16 protein-coding genes are annotated in these 17,077 nt (G+C 65.9%); 13 read left to right on the top strand and 3 right to left on the bottom strand.

Annotated features, from left to right (window positions below; all coding sequences use genetic code 11):
• Positions 1-66: 66 nt before the first annotated feature.
• From IB243_RS24545 to IB243_RS24505, 9 genes are all read left to right on the top strand, one after another.
• Positions 67-2,034, top strand: coding sequence for a diguanylate cyclase (locus tag IB243_RS24545; RefSeq protein ID WP_192429774.1), 1,968 nt, complete (start codon positions 67-69; stop codon positions 2,032-2,034).
• A gap of 85 nt (positions 2,035-2,119) precedes the next feature.
• On the top strand, positions 2,120-2,887 hold the full coding sequence (modA, locus tag IB243_RS24540; RefSeq protein ID WP_225585313.1) for a molybdate ABC transporter substrate-binding protein: 768 nt from the start codon (positions 2,120-2,122) through the stop codon (positions 2,885-2,887).
• Positions 2,888-3,044: 157 nt separating this feature from the next.
• Positions 3,045-3,728: a molybdate ABC transporter permease subunit gene (modB, locus tag IB243_RS24535; RefSeq protein WP_010459794.1), complete on the top strand. Its 684-nt coding sequence runs from the start codon at positions 3,045-3,047 to the stop codon at positions 3,726-3,728.
• Complete coding sequence (modC, locus tag IB243_RS24530; RefSeq protein WP_192429773.1) at positions 3,728-4,825, top strand: molybdenum ABC transporter ATP-binding protein; 1,098 nt, start codon at positions 3,728-3,730, stop codon at positions 4,823-4,825. Before modB ends, modC begins: the two co-directional genes overlap by 1 nt.
• A 114-nt stretch (positions 4,826-4,939) precedes the next feature.
• Complete coding sequence (locus IB243_RS24525) at positions 4,940-6,640, top strand: EAL domain-containing protein (protein WP_192429772.1); 1,701 nt, start codon at positions 4,940-4,942, stop codon at positions 6,638-6,640.
• Positions 6,641-6,643: 3 nt separating this feature from the next.
• A complete protein-coding gene (locus tag IB243_RS24520) occupies positions 6,644-7,780 on the top strand; it encodes a saccharopine dehydrogenase family protein (RefSeq protein WP_192429771.1) in 1,137 nt (378 codons plus the stop codon).
• Positions 7,777-8,175: a DoxX-like family protein gene (locus tag IB243_RS24515; protein ID WP_192429770.1), complete on the top strand. Its 399-nt coding sequence runs from the start codon at positions 7,777-7,779 to the stop codon at positions 8,173-8,175. The genes IB243_RS24520 and IB243_RS24515 overlap by 4 nt, the downstream gene beginning before the upstream one ends.
• Complete coding sequence (locus IB243_RS24510) at positions 8,172-8,648, top strand: DUF2269 domain-containing protein (protein WP_057225471.1); 477 nt, start codon at positions 8,172-8,174, stop codon at positions 8,646-8,648. The genes IB243_RS24515 and IB243_RS24510 overlap by 4 nt, the downstream gene beginning before the upstream one ends.
• 16 nt (positions 8,649-8,664) lie before the next feature.
• Positions 8,665-10,362, top strand: coding sequence for an AarF/ABC1/UbiB kinase family protein (locus tag IB243_RS24505; protein ID WP_192429769.1), 1,698 nt, complete (start codon positions 8,665-8,667; stop codon positions 10,360-10,362).
• A gap of 130 nt (positions 10,363-10,492) precedes the next feature.
• Here the strand turns inward: IB243_RS24505 and IB243_RS24500 are convergent, their stop codons facing one another.
• From IB243_RS24500 to IB243_RS24490, 3 genes are all read right to left on the bottom strand, one after another.
• Positions 10,493-11,320 carry a substrate-binding domain-containing protein gene (locus tag IB243_RS24500; RefSeq protein ID WP_192429866.1) on the bottom strand — a complete coding sequence of 276 codons (828 nt, stop codon included), beginning with the start codon at positions 11,318-11,320 and terminating at the stop codon, positions 10,493-10,495.
• Between the two features lie 80 nt (positions 11,321-11,400).
• A complete protein-coding gene (locus IB243_RS24495) occupies positions 11,401-12,129 on the bottom strand; it encodes a phosphate ABC transporter ATP-binding protein (RefSeq protein ID WP_192429768.1) in 729 nt (242 codons plus the stop codon).
• Complete coding sequence (locus tag IB243_RS24490; RefSeq protein ID WP_192429767.1) at positions 12,126-12,863, bottom strand: ABC transporter permease; 738 nt, start codon at positions 12,861-12,863, stop codon at positions 12,126-12,128. Before IB243_RS24490 ends, IB243_RS24495 begins: the two co-directional genes overlap by 4 nt.
• Before the next feature lie 50 nt (positions 12,864-12,913).
• Here IB243_RS24490 and IB243_RS24485 point away from each other — a divergent pair, with 50 nt between their 5' ends.
• From IB243_RS24485 to IB243_RS24470, 4 genes are all read left to right on the top strand, one after another.
• On the top strand, positions 12,914-14,035 hold the full coding sequence (locus IB243_RS24485; protein WP_192429766.1) for a substrate-binding domain-containing protein: 1,122 nt from the start codon (positions 12,914-12,916) through the stop codon (positions 14,033-14,035).
• 334 nt (positions 14,036-14,369) lie between these two features.
• Complete coding sequence (locus IB243_RS24480; protein ID WP_029413374.1) at positions 14,370-14,909, top strand: TRAP transporter small permease subunit; 540 nt, start codon at positions 14,370-14,372, stop codon at positions 14,907-14,909.
• Positions 14,910-15,005: 96 nt separating this feature from the next.
• Positions 15,006-16,526 (top strand): TRAP transporter large permease subunit, encoded by a 1,521-nt coding sequence (locus IB243_RS24475; RefSeq protein WP_010459817.1) that lies wholly within the window; start codon positions 15,006-15,008, stop codon positions 16,524-16,526.
• Positions 16,527-16,557: 31 nt separating this feature from the next.
• A complete protein-coding gene (locus tag IB243_RS24470; RefSeq protein ID WP_010459819.1) occupies positions 16,558-17,046 on the top strand; it encodes a hypothetical protein in 489 nt (162 codons plus the stop codon).
• Positions 17,047-17,077 lie beyond the last annotated feature (31 nt).

The raw sequence follows: 17,077 nt of genomic DNA, 5'->3' as shown, positions 1-17,077 counted from the left end.
GCAACACCCATCGCTGCAGGGAAACGGCATTTCGCGCTGTGCAAAAAGCCGGTACGCTGTTGCCCCATGTCCTTGCCCGCCCCACCCACCCTGCGCCTGAACCTGCGCACGTGGCTGCTGGGCCTGTCGTTGCTGACCACCCTGCCCCTGCTGGTGTTTGCGCTTTCGGTGGTGTGGGAGTTCAAGGAGTTCCAGCAGCGCGCCCTGGTGGAACAACTGGAACGCCACAGCGATGAACTGGCCCACGCCGTGGCCGAAAAGCTGCACAGCACCCTGGGCACCCTCAACGCGCTGGCCGAGTCCGACGCCGCCCTGGCGGTGGACGTGCCGAGTCTGTACGCGCATGCGAAGCGCATTGTCGCGCGCGACCCCGACATCCGCGCCATCACCTTGGTCACCCAGGACCGCATCCTGTTTCTGACGGCCGCGCCCCTGGGCCGCACTGGCATGCCCGTGAACGCCGCCGACCGCGTAGAAGCGGCGCTGCGCACCCAAAGCCCCAACGTGTCGGGGCCGTTTTCCTCCCCGGTGAGCCCGATCCAGGTCGTGGCACTCACCGTGCCATTGGCACGTGAAGGCGAGGCCACGTACGCCCTGCGCGGCATCTTGGCCGTGGAATCCCTCAACAGCCTCGTGGCAGCAGAACGCCTGCCCAAAGGCTGGATTGCCGGCATTGCCGACGCCGAAGGCACCGTGGTCGCGCGCAGCCACGATGCCGCACGGTACGTGGGCCACCCGGCCAGCGCCTCGTTCCGCCAGGGCATCCTGGCCTCAGGAAAACCCACCGCATTCCTGGGGTCCACACTGGAAGGCACCCCCACCATGAACCTGGTGCGGCCCGTGTTCGGCTTCGACTGGTACCTGGGCATGGCCGTGCCGCGCACCATCCTGAACGCCTCGATGACCGAAATGCTCTGGCATGTGGCAGGGCTGGGGCTTTTGTGGATGGGGTTGTCTCTGGTGGCGGCCATGGCATTTTCGCGTTATCTGCTGCGCCAGATGAAAACCGTGGCCCGCGCCATCAATCAAACCAGCGAAGCGCCGCTGCAGCCCAGCACGCCATTGCGAGTATCAGAGCTGGCCGCTCTTGTAGGGAAGTTCCACGCCACCCAACGCAGCGAAGCCGCCATGCGGGGCGATCGCGACGTGGCCGTGATTGCGCGCGAGCAGGTGCAAGACCTGTACGACCACGCACCCTGTGGCTACCACTCGTTGGACCAGGAAGGCCGCGTGCTTCGCATGAACCAGACCGAGCTGCGCTGGCTGGGCCTTCCGCTCGCGCAGGTGCAGGGCCGCGCCTACGCCGACTTCCTGACACCCACCAGCCAGCAGATCTTTCAGGAGCGCTTTCCCCAGTTCATGCGCGAAGGCCACGTCAAAGACCTGGAAATGGAGCTACAAAACGCCTCGGGCGCGGCCATGCCCATTCTGGTGAGTGCCACCGCGATCCAAGACACCCAGGGAAACTTTGTGGCCAGCCGTTCCACGGTGTTCGACCACACCGAAAAGAAGAGGGTGCAGGCCCAGCTGGAACACATGGCACGCAGCGACGCGCTGACCGAGCTGAGCAACCGGCGCGACTTCTACGACAAGGCCGAACACGAAATCGCGCGCAGCCACCGGTCTGGCCAGCCGTTTTGTGTGCTCATGCTCGACGTGGATTTTTTCAAGAAGGTCAACGACCACTATGGGCATGCTGGTGGCGACGACGTGTTGCGGCAACTCGCTCGGCTTCTGGTGGCGCAGCTGCGCGTGGTGGACATGCCCGCCCGCTTCGGGGGCGAAGAGTTCGCAGTGCTCATGCCGGGCACCCCGCTGGCCGAGGCTGCCCACGCCGCCGAGCGACTGCGCATTGCCCTGCAGGCCACGGCGGTCGCCCTGCGCGATGGCCAGGAGGTCTACATCACCGCCTCCATCGGGCTGGCGCAGTGGAGTGCCGACGACACGGGCATCGACGCCACCCTGAAGCGGGCCGATGCTGCCCTCTACCGCGCCAAGGCTACGGGACGCAACCGGGTGTGCGTCGAAAGCTGAGGGCACGCGCAGGAGCCTGCGCCGAAGGGCGCGTCTATACTTTCGCTATTCACAAACAGAATAGCGCTTCTTGCGCCCTGCTCCCATGCCATATCCCTTCGCACACGCCGCTCGCACCTTCGTGGCGGTTGGCTTCGTTTTCGGCGCACTTCAAACGGCGCAGGCCGACACCGTTTCCGTCGCGGTGGCCGCCAATTTCACAGCCCCCATGCAGAAGATCGCCGCCGTTTTTGAGGCCGACACCGGCCACAAGGCGGAACTCTCGTTCGGCGCCACCGGCAAGTTCTACGCGCAGATCACCCACGGAGCGCCGTTTCAGGTGCTGCTGTCAGCCGACGACACCACGCCCGCCAAGCTGGAGCGCGAGGCCAGGGCCGTGGCCCACTCGCGCTTTACCTATGCCGTGGGCACGCTGGTACTGTGGAGCGCGCAAGCCGGCATCGTGGATGCGCAGGGTGATGTGCTCAAGAAAGGCAACTTCAAGCACCTGGCCATTGCCAACCCCAAGCTGGCGCCCTATGGCGCGGCGGCCATGCAGGTGATGGACAAGCTGGGCGTGACCGACGCCCTGCAGCCACGCTTGGTGCAGGGGGAAAACATCGCCCAGACCTTCCAGTTTGTCTCCACCGGCAACGCTCAGCTGGGCTTCGTGGCGCTGTCGCAGGTGATGGCAGATGGAAAGATCCGCAGCGGCTCGGCCTGGCAGGTGCCCGCCAGCCTACACGACCCCATCCGCCAGGATGCGGTGTTGCTGGCACCCGGCAAGGACAGCGCGGCGGCCACCGCACTGCTCACCTACCTGCGCGGCGACAAGGCGCGCGCGATCATCCAGTCGTACGGCTATAGTTTCTGAGGGAGCGCGACTACCAAAGCCCTTCTGGCGTGGGTGCCCCGTCTTGCCGCACCTCTGGTACTGTCTGCGCCGGAGCTCCCGGCCAGAGCCGCTTTGCTGAGCTTTGCTAGCCGCTCAACATTCAACAAAACTCCCCGACAATCCACTCGCTACAACCATGCCCTTTTCCAGCGCCGATCTGGCGGCCATCGGCCTCACGCTGCGGCTGGCGGGCACCACCATGGTGCTGCTGCTGGTGCTGTGCACGCCGCTGGCCTGGTGGCTGGCGCACACGCCGTCACGCTGGCGCGGCCCGGTGTCGGCCATGGTGGCGCTGCCGCTGGTGCTGCCGCCCACGGTGATCGGGTTTTACCTGCTGGTCACGCTGGGCCCCAACGGACCCTTGGGGCAGTTCACGCAATGGCTGGGGCTGGGCACCCTGCCCTTTACGTTCTGGGGGCTGGTGGTGGGCTCGCTCATCTATTCGCTGCCCTTTGCCGTCCAGCCGCTGCAACACGCTTTTGAAGCCATTGGCCAGCGCCCGCTCGAAGCGGCGGCCACGCTGGGTGCGGGGCCGCTGGACCGGTTCTTTACGGTGGCGCTGCCGCTGGCGCGTCCGGGATTCATCACCGCCGCGATCCTGAGCTTTGCGCACACCGTGGGCGAATTTGGCGTGGTGCTCATGCTGGGCGGCAACATCCCTGGCGTGACGCGTGTGGTGTCGGTGCAGATCTATGACCATGTCGAGGCGCTGGAATACACCCAGGCCCACTGGCTGGCCGGGGGCATGGTGCTGTTTTCATTTGTGGTGCTGCTGGGTTTGAACCTCACTCGCCGCAAAACATCGTCGATGGTGCAGTGATGGAAGCCCCGGCCTCTTCCTCGCAGATCACCGCGCAGCTGAAGCTGGCCCACCCCGGCTTCACGCTGGACGTAGACCTGCAACTGCCCGGCCGTGGCGTGACAGCTCTCTTCGGCCCCTCAGGCTGCGGCAAGACCACCTGCCTGCGTGCCATTGCCGGGCTTACGCGCGCACAGCCTGGCCGTGTGGTGGTCAACGGTGATGTGTGGCAGGACGATGCACAGAAAATATGGCGGGCCGCACACGAACGCGGACTGGGTTATGTGTTCCAGGAGGCCAGCCTGTTCGACCACCTGAGCGTGCGCGGCAACATCGACTATGGCCTCCGGCGCACGCCCCCCCAACACCGCAAGGTGGCGCTCGAGCAGGCGGTGGAGCTGCTGGGCATTGGCCCCCTGATGGATCGCAGGCCCCAGGCCCTGTCGGGCGGCGAGCGCCAGCGCGTGGCCATGGCACGCGCGCTGGCCATCAGCCCCCGCTTGCTGCTCATGGATGAGCCCCTGGCCGCCCTGGACGCGCAGCGCAAGGCCGAGGTCCTGCCCTATCTGGAAAGGCTGCAACGCACCCTCGACATCCCCATGCTGTATGTGAGCCACTCCATCGACGAGGTGGCCCGGCTGGCAGGGCACATGGTGCTGATGCGAGAGGGCCGCGTGCTGGCCCAGGGCCGCACCGATGAACTGATCGTACGACTGGACCTGCCCCTGGCCCATGGCGACACCGCCGCTACGGTGATCGAAGGCACCGTGCAACAACACGATGCACACGACCACATCACCACCGTGGCATTCGGTGGCGGGCACCTGCTGCTGGTCAGCCCCGCGGCACGCGCCACGGGTGAGCGCATCCGGCTGCGAGTGCAGGCGCGCGATGTGAGCCTGGCGCTCACCGCCCCGAGCGACACCAGCATCCTCAACGTCCTGCCAGCCACCGTGGTGGCCCTGGGCGAAGACAGCCCTGGACAGATGATGGTGGCACTGGACGCAGGCGCCACACGGCTGCTGGCGCGGGTCACCCAGCGTTCCGCCCATGCGCTGGCGCTGTCCCCAGGGCTGGCCGTTTTCGCGCAGGTGAAGGGTATTGCCATCGTGAACTGACTGCGACATCCCAGGACCTTGCCCGAGCGCTCCATGTGCGGCAAGGAAGCCCCCAGCCCCACCCATGGGTCGTATGATGACTGCCAATAACAAGGATGGGAACAGGGGGAGGAAATGGTTGCAATCTGGCATGACGCCACACTGGCGTTTGCGGTGGGATTTCCACCGCTGCTCCAAAGTCTGCTGTTCTGGATCTTCGCGTCGCTGGTGGTCCATGTGTGCCAGCGCCTGGTCGAACACACGGCTTTTTCAGTCGATCCATCAAGCCGTCGCATCAGCGCGTCGCAGGCCGCCCTGTGCATTGGCTGCATTGTCTGGGCCTTGGATGTGGTGGGCCTGTTGATGTATGCCGAGCTGGCGCACCATGTGCTGGAACTGGTGCCCGCGCTCAGCGGTCTGCTCATCATGGCCGTGAGTGCGCGTTTGACCATCCCCACACTCAGCACGAGCTCCAGCAAGGCGCGCATCGTGTGGGCGGGGGCATGGCTGGCAGCCGGCATGCTGGCAGCGCACTTCACCATCACCTGGGGCCATGTGCAGAGCTTCTCGCAGGTGAACGGGCTGGCCATTGCGCTGTCGATGGCAACCGCCGTGGGCATTGCCGCCTACACGTCCATTCGCCACCGCTCAGCCAAATTGAGTGTGCTCACGCCCCATTACCGCGCGCAAACCTGGGAAGACAAGGTATCGTGCGGCGCCGCCATCCTGGTGCTGCACTGGCTGCTGGTCAACACCTTCGCACCACAGTCGGGCGACCCGCATGGCGAGTCCGACGGCATCGCCCTGCTGGTCATCGTGCTGGGGTTTGCCATCGCGGTCGCCATGGAGCAAATGAGCAATATGCGCTGGGACGCAGGCCGCCAGCAGCTCTTGCGGCGCGGGCTGTCGATGATGCGGTCATCGGCCAGTGCACAAGATGCCCAGCGCGACATGCAGCTGTCGCTCATTGCAGACCATCTGCACAGGCTTCTGCACCCGGAAAACCTGGCGCTGCACTTTCAGCCCATCGTTGATTTTCAGCAGCATGGGGTGCAGTTCGAGGCACTGCTGCGCATGACCGACAAGACCCTGGGCGCCATCAACCCCGAAACCTTCCTTTTGGTGTGCGAGCTGCAGGGCAAGACGGCTGAGGTGGATCGCATGATCCTTCGCAATGCACTCGACAGCGCAAAGGCGTGGCAAGCCCGGGGCCTGGCCGACATGGCCATCAGCGTGAACGTGGCCCCCATCACACTGCTGGACGAACGCTTTGCCCACTGGCTGCGCGAAGAACTGGCCCAGCGTGCCCTGCCGCCAACCACCCTCAAGCTCGAAATGACAGAACACGCCATCATTGCGCTGGGCTCGGAGATGGTGACCGCCATCCAAGACCTGAGCACCATGGGTATTGCCGTGTGGATGGACGACTTTGGCGCGGGCTACTCGTCGCTGGGCATGCTGGCCGACCTGCCGATTGCAGGCATCAAATGCGACCGCCTCTTCGTGCGAAAGCTGCCGCAGGACAGCCGACGCCAGAGGCTGCTGCGGCACATCAGCGCATTGGCCGGGGAGTTCGGCCTGTCGGTAGTGGTGGAAGGTGTGGAGACCGTGGAGGAGCTGCAGACACTGGCCGCCATCGGGCTGCACTGCATCCAGGGCTATGTGTTCAGCAAGCCCATTCCGGCAGCCAACGTGCCCGACTGGTACCTCACCCACATGCTGCCCCAGCGCGCCGTGCTGCAGGCCTCGCTGCACCCGGCCGGTTCGGCCACGGCAGTGGTACACACACCGTTTTCAGCACCCCGAGCGGCCCTGGCACCGTCGTCCACCCACTGATCCATGGCAACACTCAAAACGCTGGTCCTGGGCGGCTACGGCAACTTTGGCGCACGCATCTGCCGCGCGCTGGCGGACGACGCGGCCACGCGCCACCACATTGCCTTGCTGGTGGCAGGCCGCGATGCATCCCGTGCCCAAGCCTTGGCGAACACGCTGGGCCACGGCGCCCGGGGTGTGGCCCTCGACCACCAGGCCCCGGGTCTGGCAGCCACCTTGCGCCAGTGGGGGGTGGGCCTCGTCATCCATACCGCAGGGCCGTTCCAGGCGCAGGGCTACAGCGTGGCCCAGGCTGCCGCCGAGGCGGGCGCGCACTACATTGACCTGGCCGATGGCCGCCGCTTCGTGTGCGACTTTCCAGCCGCGATGCAGGCCGCGTTTGCTGCTGCCGGGCGCACAGCCATCGCTGGCGCCAGCACCGTTCCCGCGCTGTCCTCGGCCGTCATCGACCACCTGTGCGCCGGCTGGCAGCACATCGACAGCATCGATATCTGCATCGCCCCCGCGCAGCGTGCGCCGCGCGGCCAGGCCACGCTGGCGGCGGTGCTGAGCTACTGCGGCCTGCCCATTGATGTGTGGGCCGGCGGCCGCTGGCACCCCCAGCGGGGCTGGGCGCATCCCGAGCCCGTGCAGTTTCACCGGCTGCAGCCGCGCCTGGGGGCGGTCTGCGACATCCCGGACCTGGAGATCTTCCCGGACCACTACCAGGCCCGCGACCGCGTTACCTTCCGCGCCGCGCTGGAGGTGGGCCTGGCCCAGCGCAGCTTTGCCGCCATCGCGGCGCTGCGCCACTGGGGCGTGCTGCGCCAGCCCGAGAAGCTGGCCTGGCTGATGCACCACACCGGCGGTGTGCTGGACTTCCTGGGCACGCCGCTGGGCGGCATGGTGGTGCGCGTGGCAGGCAACGATGCACAAGGCCAGCCGTGCCGCCTCGCATGGCACATCGCAGCCGACCACGACCACGGCCCCGAAATCCCCTGCATGGCCGCCATCCTGCTGGCCCGCCAGCTGGCGGCCGGACAACCCCTGCCGAACGGTGCACACACCAGCACCAGCCTGCTGCCGCTAGCGGCCTTTGCGCCGGAGTTTGCAAAGTGGGGAATGGTGACGGATGTGGTGGATGAACCGGTAACACCATGAGCCTTGCACAACACAAGCTGCTGCGCTACAGCCTGGTGGCCATCTGGCTGGCCACCGCCCTGGTCAGCGTATGGGAACTCCACGGCCAAAGCCGCGAACTGCTGGCGGGCCTGCCCTCTGCGTGGACGGAAGGCCGTGCACCGTGGCTGCCCACAGCCATCATCCTGGCCGGGGCGGCTGCCGATGCCGCGCTGGGGCTGTGGCTGGCGTTCCGACCCGGACGCAGCGCATATTGGGCAGCGCTGCTGCTGATGGCCGCGATGACATTGTTGGCCACGCTCATCCACCCCGCGTGGTGGTTGCACCCCTTCGGGCCGCTCACCAAGAACCTGCCCATCGCCGCCATCCTGTGGGTGCTGCTGCAGGACACCACCACCTCGCCGCCCTATCCATGAGCCTGTACCTCACCCTCAAGTGGCTGCACATCATCTCCAGCGTGCTGCTGGTGGGCACCGGGCTGGGCTCGGCGTTCTACATGTTCTTCACCAACCGCAGCGGCAACGTGCAGGCCCAGGCGGTGGTCAGCCGCCTGGTAGTGCGCGCGGACTGGTGGTTCACAACCCCTACGGTGTTCATCCAGCCCGCCACGGGGCTGGGCATGGCGGCCATGGCCGGGCTGCCCTGGAGCACGCCGTGGCTGGCCGTGTCCATCGCTCTGTATCTGGTGGCCGGTGCCTGCTGGTTGCCCGTGGTGTGGCTGCAGCTGCGCATGCGCGACATCGCGGCGCAGGCGGCACACGGCGATGGCGTACTGCCCCCGCTGTACTGGCGCTACACGCGATGGTGGGAGGCGCTGGGCTACCCGGCCTTTGTGGCGATGGCCGTGGTGTTCTACCTGATGGTGAACAAGCCCAGCCTGGGGTTCTGAGAACTATCATCGCCCCATGCTGATCGAGACGCTGGACACCGCCCGCGACCTGGGGCGCCTCAAGGAAATTCTGGGCGTGATGGTGCGCCATGGGTTTGGCGACACCGTGCGCCGCCTGGGCCTGGCAGACCGGCTGGAGCGCGCTGGCCAGGCCCTCAACTGGACCCACGCGGCCGACCTGGCCCGTGTCGAGCCCCCCGTGCAGGTGCGACTGGCGCTCGAAGAGCTGGGCCCGGCGTTTGTGAAGTTCGGCCAGATCCTGGCGGGCCGGGCCGACCTGTTCGGACCCGAGTGGATCGCCGAATTCGAAAAGCTGCACAGCCAGGTGCCCTCGGTTCCCATTGACGCCTTGCGTCCGCAGCTGCGCGAAGACCTGGGTGCCGAGCCAGAAGCTGTGTTTGCCTGGTTTGACACCACACCGCTGGCTGCAGCCTCCATTGCACAGGTGCACCGTGCCCGGCTGCAGGATGGCACCGAGGTCATCGTCAAGATCCGCCGCCCTGGCATTGCCGACACCATCCACGCCGACCTGCGCCTTCTGCTGCGCCTGGCCGCGCTGGCCGAGGCCGAACTGCCCGCGCTCAAGCCCTACCGGCCCCAGCAACTGGTGCGCGAGTTCGCACGTTCGCTGCGCCGCGAACTGGATCTGGCGGGAGAGTGCCGCCAGGCCGAGCGCATTGCGGCCCACATGGCCACGCTCCCGCACATCGTGATCCCACGCGTGCACTGGGCCCACACCCGCGAACGCATCAATGTGCAGGACTTCATTGACGGCACCCCTGGCGGTGCACTGACTGCGCTGACGCCGGAGGCCGGGTTTGACCGCGCGGTGCTGGCGCGACGGGGTGCACAGGCGGTGCTCAAAATGATCGTGCAGGACGGCCTGTTCCATGCCGACCCACACCCCGGCAACGTGTTTTACCTGCCGGGCAACCGCATTGCTTTCATCGACTTTGGCATGGTGGGCCGCCTGTCCCAGCGCCGGCGTGACGAACTGCTGCAACTGCTGCTGGGCATGGTGGAACACCAACCCCAGGCAGTGGCCGATGTGCTGCTGGACTGGACCAGCGACGGGCCAGGCGTGAACCTGGGCCAGCTGGAAACCGAGGTGGAGGCCTTCGTGGACCAATACCACGGCGTGCCGCTGGCCCAGCTGAGCCTGGGCCAGATGCTGGCCGACGTGAGTGCCATCCTGCGCGAGCACCACCTGGGCTTGCCGCCGGATCTGGCACTGCTGATCAAGGCCTTCATTTCACTCGAAGGCATGGGCCGCAACCTCGACCCCCAATTCCACATGGCCACCGAGGCCCTGCCACTGCTCAAGCAAGTGGTGCACGAGCGCTACCAGCCCCAGGCGCTGGCCGGACGTGCCTGGAGCACCTTGCGGCGTGCGCTGGCCACCGTGGAACAACTGCCGGACGACCTGGGACGGCTGCTGCGCAATGCGCGGCGCGGGCACCTGCAAGTGGGCATTGAGCTGGCCCACCTCAAACGTGTGGGCGACCAGATCGACCGGTCGGCCAACCGGCTCGCGATGGCGCTGGTGATTGCGTCGCTGATCATCGGCTCGTCCATCGTGATGACCGTCAAGGGCGGGCCCACGCTGTTCGGCCTGCCTGCCTTTGGCTTCCTGGGGTTCTTTGGCGCGGTGGTGTGTGGCCTGTGGCTGGTACGGGCGATCTGGCGCAGCAGCCACCACCGTGATGACGACTGACGTGGCAGCCCGCACAGCTTCCCCCGGCTAGAAACTGGGGCGACCCAAGCCAGTGCCACTGTGGAACCGGCTCTGCCGGGCCACCGGCGGCGTCCCCCTAGGGGGAAGGCGCGGAGCGACTCAGGGGGATTTACTTGCCCGCGTTCGGGAAAAACAGCTGCTCGCCCCCAATCTTGTAGCCCGCGATAGCCTGCTGGCCGGCAGGCGACACCACCCAGTCCACAAACTTCTGCGCGTCCTGCGACTTCACATGCGGGTGCTTGGCGGGGCTGACCACCATCACGCCGTACTGGTTGAAGAGCTTGGTGTCGCCCTCGACCAGCACGGCCAGGTCCGCACGGTTCTTGAAGTTGAGCCAGGTGCCCCGGTCGGCCAGCACATAGCCGCCACTCGACGCGGCGATGTTGAGCGCAGGGCCCATGCCGCAGCCACATTCCTTGTAGCCGCTGCCCTTGGCGGCGTCGGCGCCCGCAAGTTTCCAGTAGCGCAGCTCGGCCGCGTGGGTGCCGCTCTTGTCGCCGCGCGAGATGAAGTTGCCGTTGGCCGCGGCCAGTGTCTGCAGGGCCTGCACGATGTCCTTGCCCTTGGCGCCCACCGGGTCGTTCTTGGGGCCCACCAGGATGAAGTCGTTGTACATCACGGCATAGCGCTTCACGCCCCAGCCATCCGCCACAAACTTCTCTTCAGCCACCTGGTCGTGCACGAACAGCACATCCGCATCGCCCCGGCGCGCCATGTCCAGGGCCTGCCCGGTGCCCAGCGCCACCACCTTGGTGTCGAGCCCGCTGGCCTTCTTGAACTCGGGCAGCAGGTAGCCGAACAGGCCCGATTGTTCGGTTGACGTGGTGGATGCCATGGTGATGCTCTGTGCAAAGGCAGAACCACTTGCTACCAAAATAATAGCTGCCAGCGCTTTATACAAAAGCGCTGGGGCACAAAAAGGCTTGAAACTTTTCATCGCCGGGCCGCCCCAAGATGAAAAAGCCTCCTTGGGGGGCAGCGACCACACGAAGTGGGGAGCGTGGGGGTCAATTCTCGTCATACCAGTTCTCCTTTGACAAACAGACGGGCGGCCTCGGGCAAGGGGCCGTTGAAGAAATCGTGCACCGGCAGATCGGCCACCAGGCGGCCGTGCTCCAGGTAGATCACGCGGCTGGCCAGGCGCTTGACCTGGCCCAGGTTGTGGCTGCTGAATACCATGGTCACGGGGTGCGCCGGGCCTGCCGCACTGTGGCTGGCCGCAAAGTCGGCCATCAGCGCCTCCACCTCGCGCTTGGCATGGGGGTCGAGGCTGGCGGTGGGTTCGTCCAGCAGCAGCACATCGGGCCGCAGCGCCCAGGCACGGGCCAACGCCACACGCTGCTGCTGGCCGCCCGACAGGGTGCGTGCGTTCTGCGCGGCAATGTCCTGCAGCCCCACACGCTGCAAGGCGGCGAGGGCCTGCAGCCGTGCATCGTGCCACCGCGTGCCGCGCAGCCACAGGGCAAGTGCCACGTTGTTCTGCGCACTCGTGCGCAGCATGTGCGGGCGCTGGAACAGCATGGCCTGGCGGAGGGCCGCGTTGCATTGAAAGCCGCCGCCACTGGCGTCGGCCAGGCCGTTGAGCACGCGCAGCAGTGTGCTTTTGCCACTGCCATTGGCGCCCACCAGTGCCACGTGCTCGCCGGACGCGATGCGCAGCGTGACCTGGTCCAGCGCCTGCACGCGACCGTAGCGCACCGTCACCTGGCGCAGATCGACCCAGGGGTTTTCCAAAGGCTCGCTCATGCCGCCACCCCCACGGGCGTGCTGGACGCAGAGCCATCCACGCGTTCGCGCCAGCGCCGTACCAGCGCGATCAGCACATTGAGCGCCAGCACCACGGCCAGCAGGATGATGCCCAGCGCCAGCGCCAGGGGCAGGTCGCCCTTGCTGGTCTCCAGCGCGATGGCGGTGGTCATCACGCGCGTGAAGCCGTCGATGTTGCCGCCCACGATCATCACCGCGCCCACCTCGGAAATCGCGCGGCCAAACGATGCCAGCAGCACCGTGAGCAAGGCATAACGTTCGTCCCAGGCCAGCAGCAGGCTGCGCAGCAACGGGCCAGCGCCCATGGAGCGCAGCTGTTCGCCATGCGCGCGTTCGGCGTCTTCCACCACCTGGCGCGTGAGCGCCGTGGCCACCGGCAAGACCAGAATGGCCTGCGCCAGCACCATGGCCTTGAAACTGAACAACCACCCCAGCGAGCCAAGCGGCCCGCTGCGCGAGAGCACCAGGTACACCACCAGCCCCACCACCACCGACGGCACCGCCAGCAAAGTGTTGAGCACCGCCAGCGCGGCCCCCCGCCCGGCAAAGCGGGCGACCCCGAGCCAGGCGCCCAGCACCAGGCCAACGCCGCAGGCAATCAGGCAGGCGGTGGCGCTGACAGACAGGGAACGGCCCACGATGGTCCAGAGGACGGGGTCGGACGAGAGGGTGAGTTGCAGCGCTGTGCTCGCGCTTTCCGAGAGAGTGGACATGGGTTCGGCTATCGTAGGCACCCAACCAATGTCCAGCGATATGAACTTCCGTGCATAGGGTCCAACTTCACTACACACTCAGCCGCGATGCAGGCAACGCCCTGATCCGCAACCCTCTGCCCGAACTGCTGCAGGCTGTGGCAGAACAAGGCTCCATCTCGGGTGCTGCACGGGGGCTGGACCTGTCGTACCGCCATGTCTGGGGCGCGCTCAAGCGCTGGGAGGAGCAACTTGGCGGCGAGCTGATCATCTGGGGCAAGGGCCAGTCGGCCCAGCTCAGCGAGTTCGGAGCGAAGCTGCTGTGGGCCGAGCGCCAAGCCCAGGCGCGGCTGGCACCACAGATTGCCGCACTGCACGCCGACCTGGAGCGCGCGTTTGCCGTGGCCTTCGACCCCAACGCCCATGTGCTCACCATGTACGCGAGCCACGACGATGCCCTGGTGGCGCTGCGCACCCACGCTGCCGCACAGGCCGATGCGGGCGCGCTGCACCTCGATATCCGCTTCACCGGCAGCGTGGACGCGATCCGCGCGCTGAACGAGGGCCGATGCACGCTCGCGGGCTTTCACACGGTGGAGCAACCCACCGCCGATTCATTGACCGCACGCACCTACAAGCCGCTGCTGCAGCCCGGGCTGCACAAGATCATCGGCTTTGCCCAGCGCACCCAGGGCCTCATCGTGGCTCCAGGCAACCCGCTCGGTCTAGGCAGCCTGGCCGACGTGGCGCGCACCGGCGCCCGTTTTCTCAACCGGCCGCTGGGCACGGGCACCCGCGTGCTGCTCGACGATCTGCTCGCCCAGGCGGGCCTTTGTGCTTCGGACATCCAGGGCTACGCGCTCAACGAGCCGTCGCACACCGCCATCGCCCAGGCCGTGGCAGCGGGAGCAGCCGATGTGGGCATGGGCATCGAAGTGGCCGCCCGGGCTCGCGGGCTGGATTTTGTGCCGCTGGTGCACGAGCGCTACCATCTGGCCTGCCTGAAATCCAGTCTGGACCAGCCCGCCACACTGGCACTGCGCACCTTGCTGCAGACCCCCGAATGGCTGGCCCAGATGGCCACCCTGCCGGGCTACGCCCCCTGGCACTGCGGCGAAGTGCAGGCCATGAACACGGTGCTGCCGTGGTGGCGCTTCACACGCCCCAAGCTCGCCCCGCGCGCACGGGCTTGAAGGCTGGCGGACCGCCGCCCAGCGCCCCCCCCGGCGTCTGTCATAGCAAAAGAGATGCCGTCGGCAGTCCCTCAGAGGTTTTGCGGGCCTACCCCAGGTGCAAAACCCTTGCAGGCTAGAAACAGAAGATGGGGGGTTGCGCCAACGACGGGAAGGTCTGGTGAGAAGGGCTGTGGGGGAAGACGGCACAACCCCACCTAAGGAAAACCCCAGGTTTCCGCGTCAGGCTTTCTTCAGCGGCAAAGGGGTAGTATCCGCGTAACTTCCAGACACCAGCAGACCCAACAGCGCATTGGGCCTGCATCACCGTTTTTATACTCGCAGGAGACACCAAGTGTCAGCACTACTCAAATTGGCCCTGGGCATGGACTGGATTTCCAGCCAACTCAGCAAGATTGCAACCTGGACCGTCCTCGCCGCGGCGCTCATATCGGCAGGCAACGCCTTCATCCGTTACGGGCTGGACCTCAGCTCCAACGCATGGCTCGAAATCCAGTGGTATCTGTTTGCCGCCACCGTGATGCTGGGCGCCCCCTTTGTGCTGTACATGAACGAGCATGTGCGCGTGGACATCATCTACGGCAAGCTGCGTGGCAACAAACAGGTGTATGTCGACATTGCAGGGCTGGTCGTCTTTCTGCTGCCGGCCATGGCACTGATCGCCTACCTGAGCTGGCCGCTGTTCACCCGCGCACTTTTCTCTGGCGAGATGTCGAACAACGCCGGGGGCCTGATCCGCTGGCCCGCCATCATGCTCATGCCAGTTGGCTTTTCACTGATGTTCCTGCAGGGCCTGGCAGAGATCACCAAGCGCGTGGCTTACCTGCGCGGCATCTACGAGATGAACACCCACTACGAGAAACCGGTTCAGTAATCAGGCCCATCGCGCCCAACCATGAACCTGCGTTGCCGCTGAGCTGCCAAGCCACCCGCACCGCGATCTCAATTCCGGATTTTCAGGAACAACAAAATGCAAATGGAAAACTTTGCCCCGATCATGTTCGCGGGCTTGGTGGTGGTGATGCTGATCGGCTTCCCCGTCGCCTTCTCGCTGGCCGCGCTGGGGCTGGCCTCGGGCTTTTTCGCCATCGAGATGGGCTGGTTCCCGGCCGTCTTCATGGCCAACCTGCCCATCAACATCTTCGGGATTCTGAGCAACGAGCTGCTGCTGGCGATCCCGTTCTTCACCTTCATGGGCGCCATCCTGGAGAAGTGCGGCCTGGCTGAAGACATGCTCGACTCCATGGGCCAGCTCTTTGGCACCGTGCGCGGCGGCCTGGGTTACTCGGTGATCATCGTGGGCTTCATCCTCGGCGCCATCACCGGCACCGTGGCTGGCCAGGTGATTGCCATGGCGCTGATCTCGCTGCCCGTGATGATCCGCTACGGCTACAACATGCGCTACGCCACGGGCGTTCTGGCGGCCTCGGGCACCATCACGCAGCTGGTGCCGCCCTCGCTGGTGCTGATCGTCATGGCCGACCAACTCGGCCGTTCCGTGGGCGACATGTACCGCGGCGCCTGGGGCCCTTCGATCCTGCAAGTGCTGATCTTTGCGGGCTACACCTTCATGCTGGGTGTGTTCAAGCCCCAGCACGTGCCGGGCATCCCGAAGGAAGCGCGCACCATGTCGGGGGCCAAGCTCTGGCTCAAGTGCCTGCGCGGCATCATCCCCTCGGCCCTGCTGATCTTTGCCGTGCTCGGCTCCATGGGTGGCTTGCCCGGCATCGACACCGCCATCGCGACCCCCACCGAAGCCGGTGCCATGGGCGTCGTGGGCGCCATGATCCTGGCAGCCATCCACAAGCGCCTGACCTTGTCGCTGATGTGGGAGGCCATGCAAGGCACGATGCGCCTGACGGCCATGGTGGTGTTCATCCTGATCGGTGCCCGCGTATTCTCGATGGTGTTCCAGGGCGTGGATGGCGCCAAGTGGGTCGAGCATCTGCTGTCGGGCCTGCCCGGCGGGCAGATCGGCTTCCTGATCGTCGTGAACCTGTTCATCTTCTTCCTGGCGTTCTTCCTCGACTTCTTCGAAATCGCCTTCATCATCTTGCCGATGCTGGGCCCGGTCGCGGACAAGCTGGGCATCGACCTGATCTGGTTCGGTGTGCTGCTGTGCGTGAACATGCAAACGAGCTTCATGCACCCGCCCTTTGGCTTCGCGCTGTTCTACCTGCGCGGTATCGCCAACACGCTGTTCAAGGAAGGGCGTATTCCCAAACCCGTGCTCTCCAGTGACATCTACATGGGTGCGATCCCCTGGGTGATCATGCAACTGCTGCTGGTGACCATCGTGATCTTTGTGCCGCAGACGGTGACCATGTTCCTGCCCAAGCAGGAGATCATCGATACCGACAAGGTCCAGATCGACGTACCCGCCGATGACCTGATGCGCTCGGAAGGCACGCCCAATGCAGGCGGAGAAACCGCTGGCGAGAACCCATTCGGCAACGCCCCGGCTGAAGCAGCGTCGGAACCGGCAAAGTGATGCACAGGCCCTCTCCAGCCCCCTCATTGCCATGCTGAACTTCACGCCACTGCCCCTGCCCGAGCCCTTTCGATTTGCACCAGAGGGCGGCACGGTCGTGGGACCCGCGTTTTCGCGCTCCTTCCGGCTCCTGGCCACCGTGATCGTGGGTGGATGCGCCCTGTGGTTCGCCCAGTTGTGGACGCGGGGCGCACTGGGCACTTCAGTGGGCACCGGCACCGGGTGGTTCATTGCGGGGCTTGCACTGATGGCCTGGACCTGGTGGAGCATCATGGTGAGCACCACACGCCTGGACCAGCGAGGCCTGCACCAGCGCTGGGTGTGGGACAAGGAAATGGCCTACGACGACCTGGCCTACGTGCGGCTGATCCGGGTCCGTGGATTCAGCTGGCTCATCGCGCCGCGTCTGTATGTGCGCACCCTGGCGGGCAAATTCACCGTGTTCTATGGCGCTACACCGGCCTTGATCCAGGAGTTTGAACGCATGAGGACAGAGCTCAGCACCTTTCGGCAGTTCTGAGCTGCCACGGTTCGCAGCAAGGCGGGCATCC

The sequence above is a fragment of the Acidovorax sp. ACV01 genome (assembly GCF_014851495.1).
GTDB lineage: Bacteria > Pseudomonadota > Gammaproteobacteria > Burkholderiales > Burkholderiaceae_C > Acidovorax > Acidovorax radicis.
This window is presented reverse-complemented; position numbering and strand designations above follow the sequence as displayed.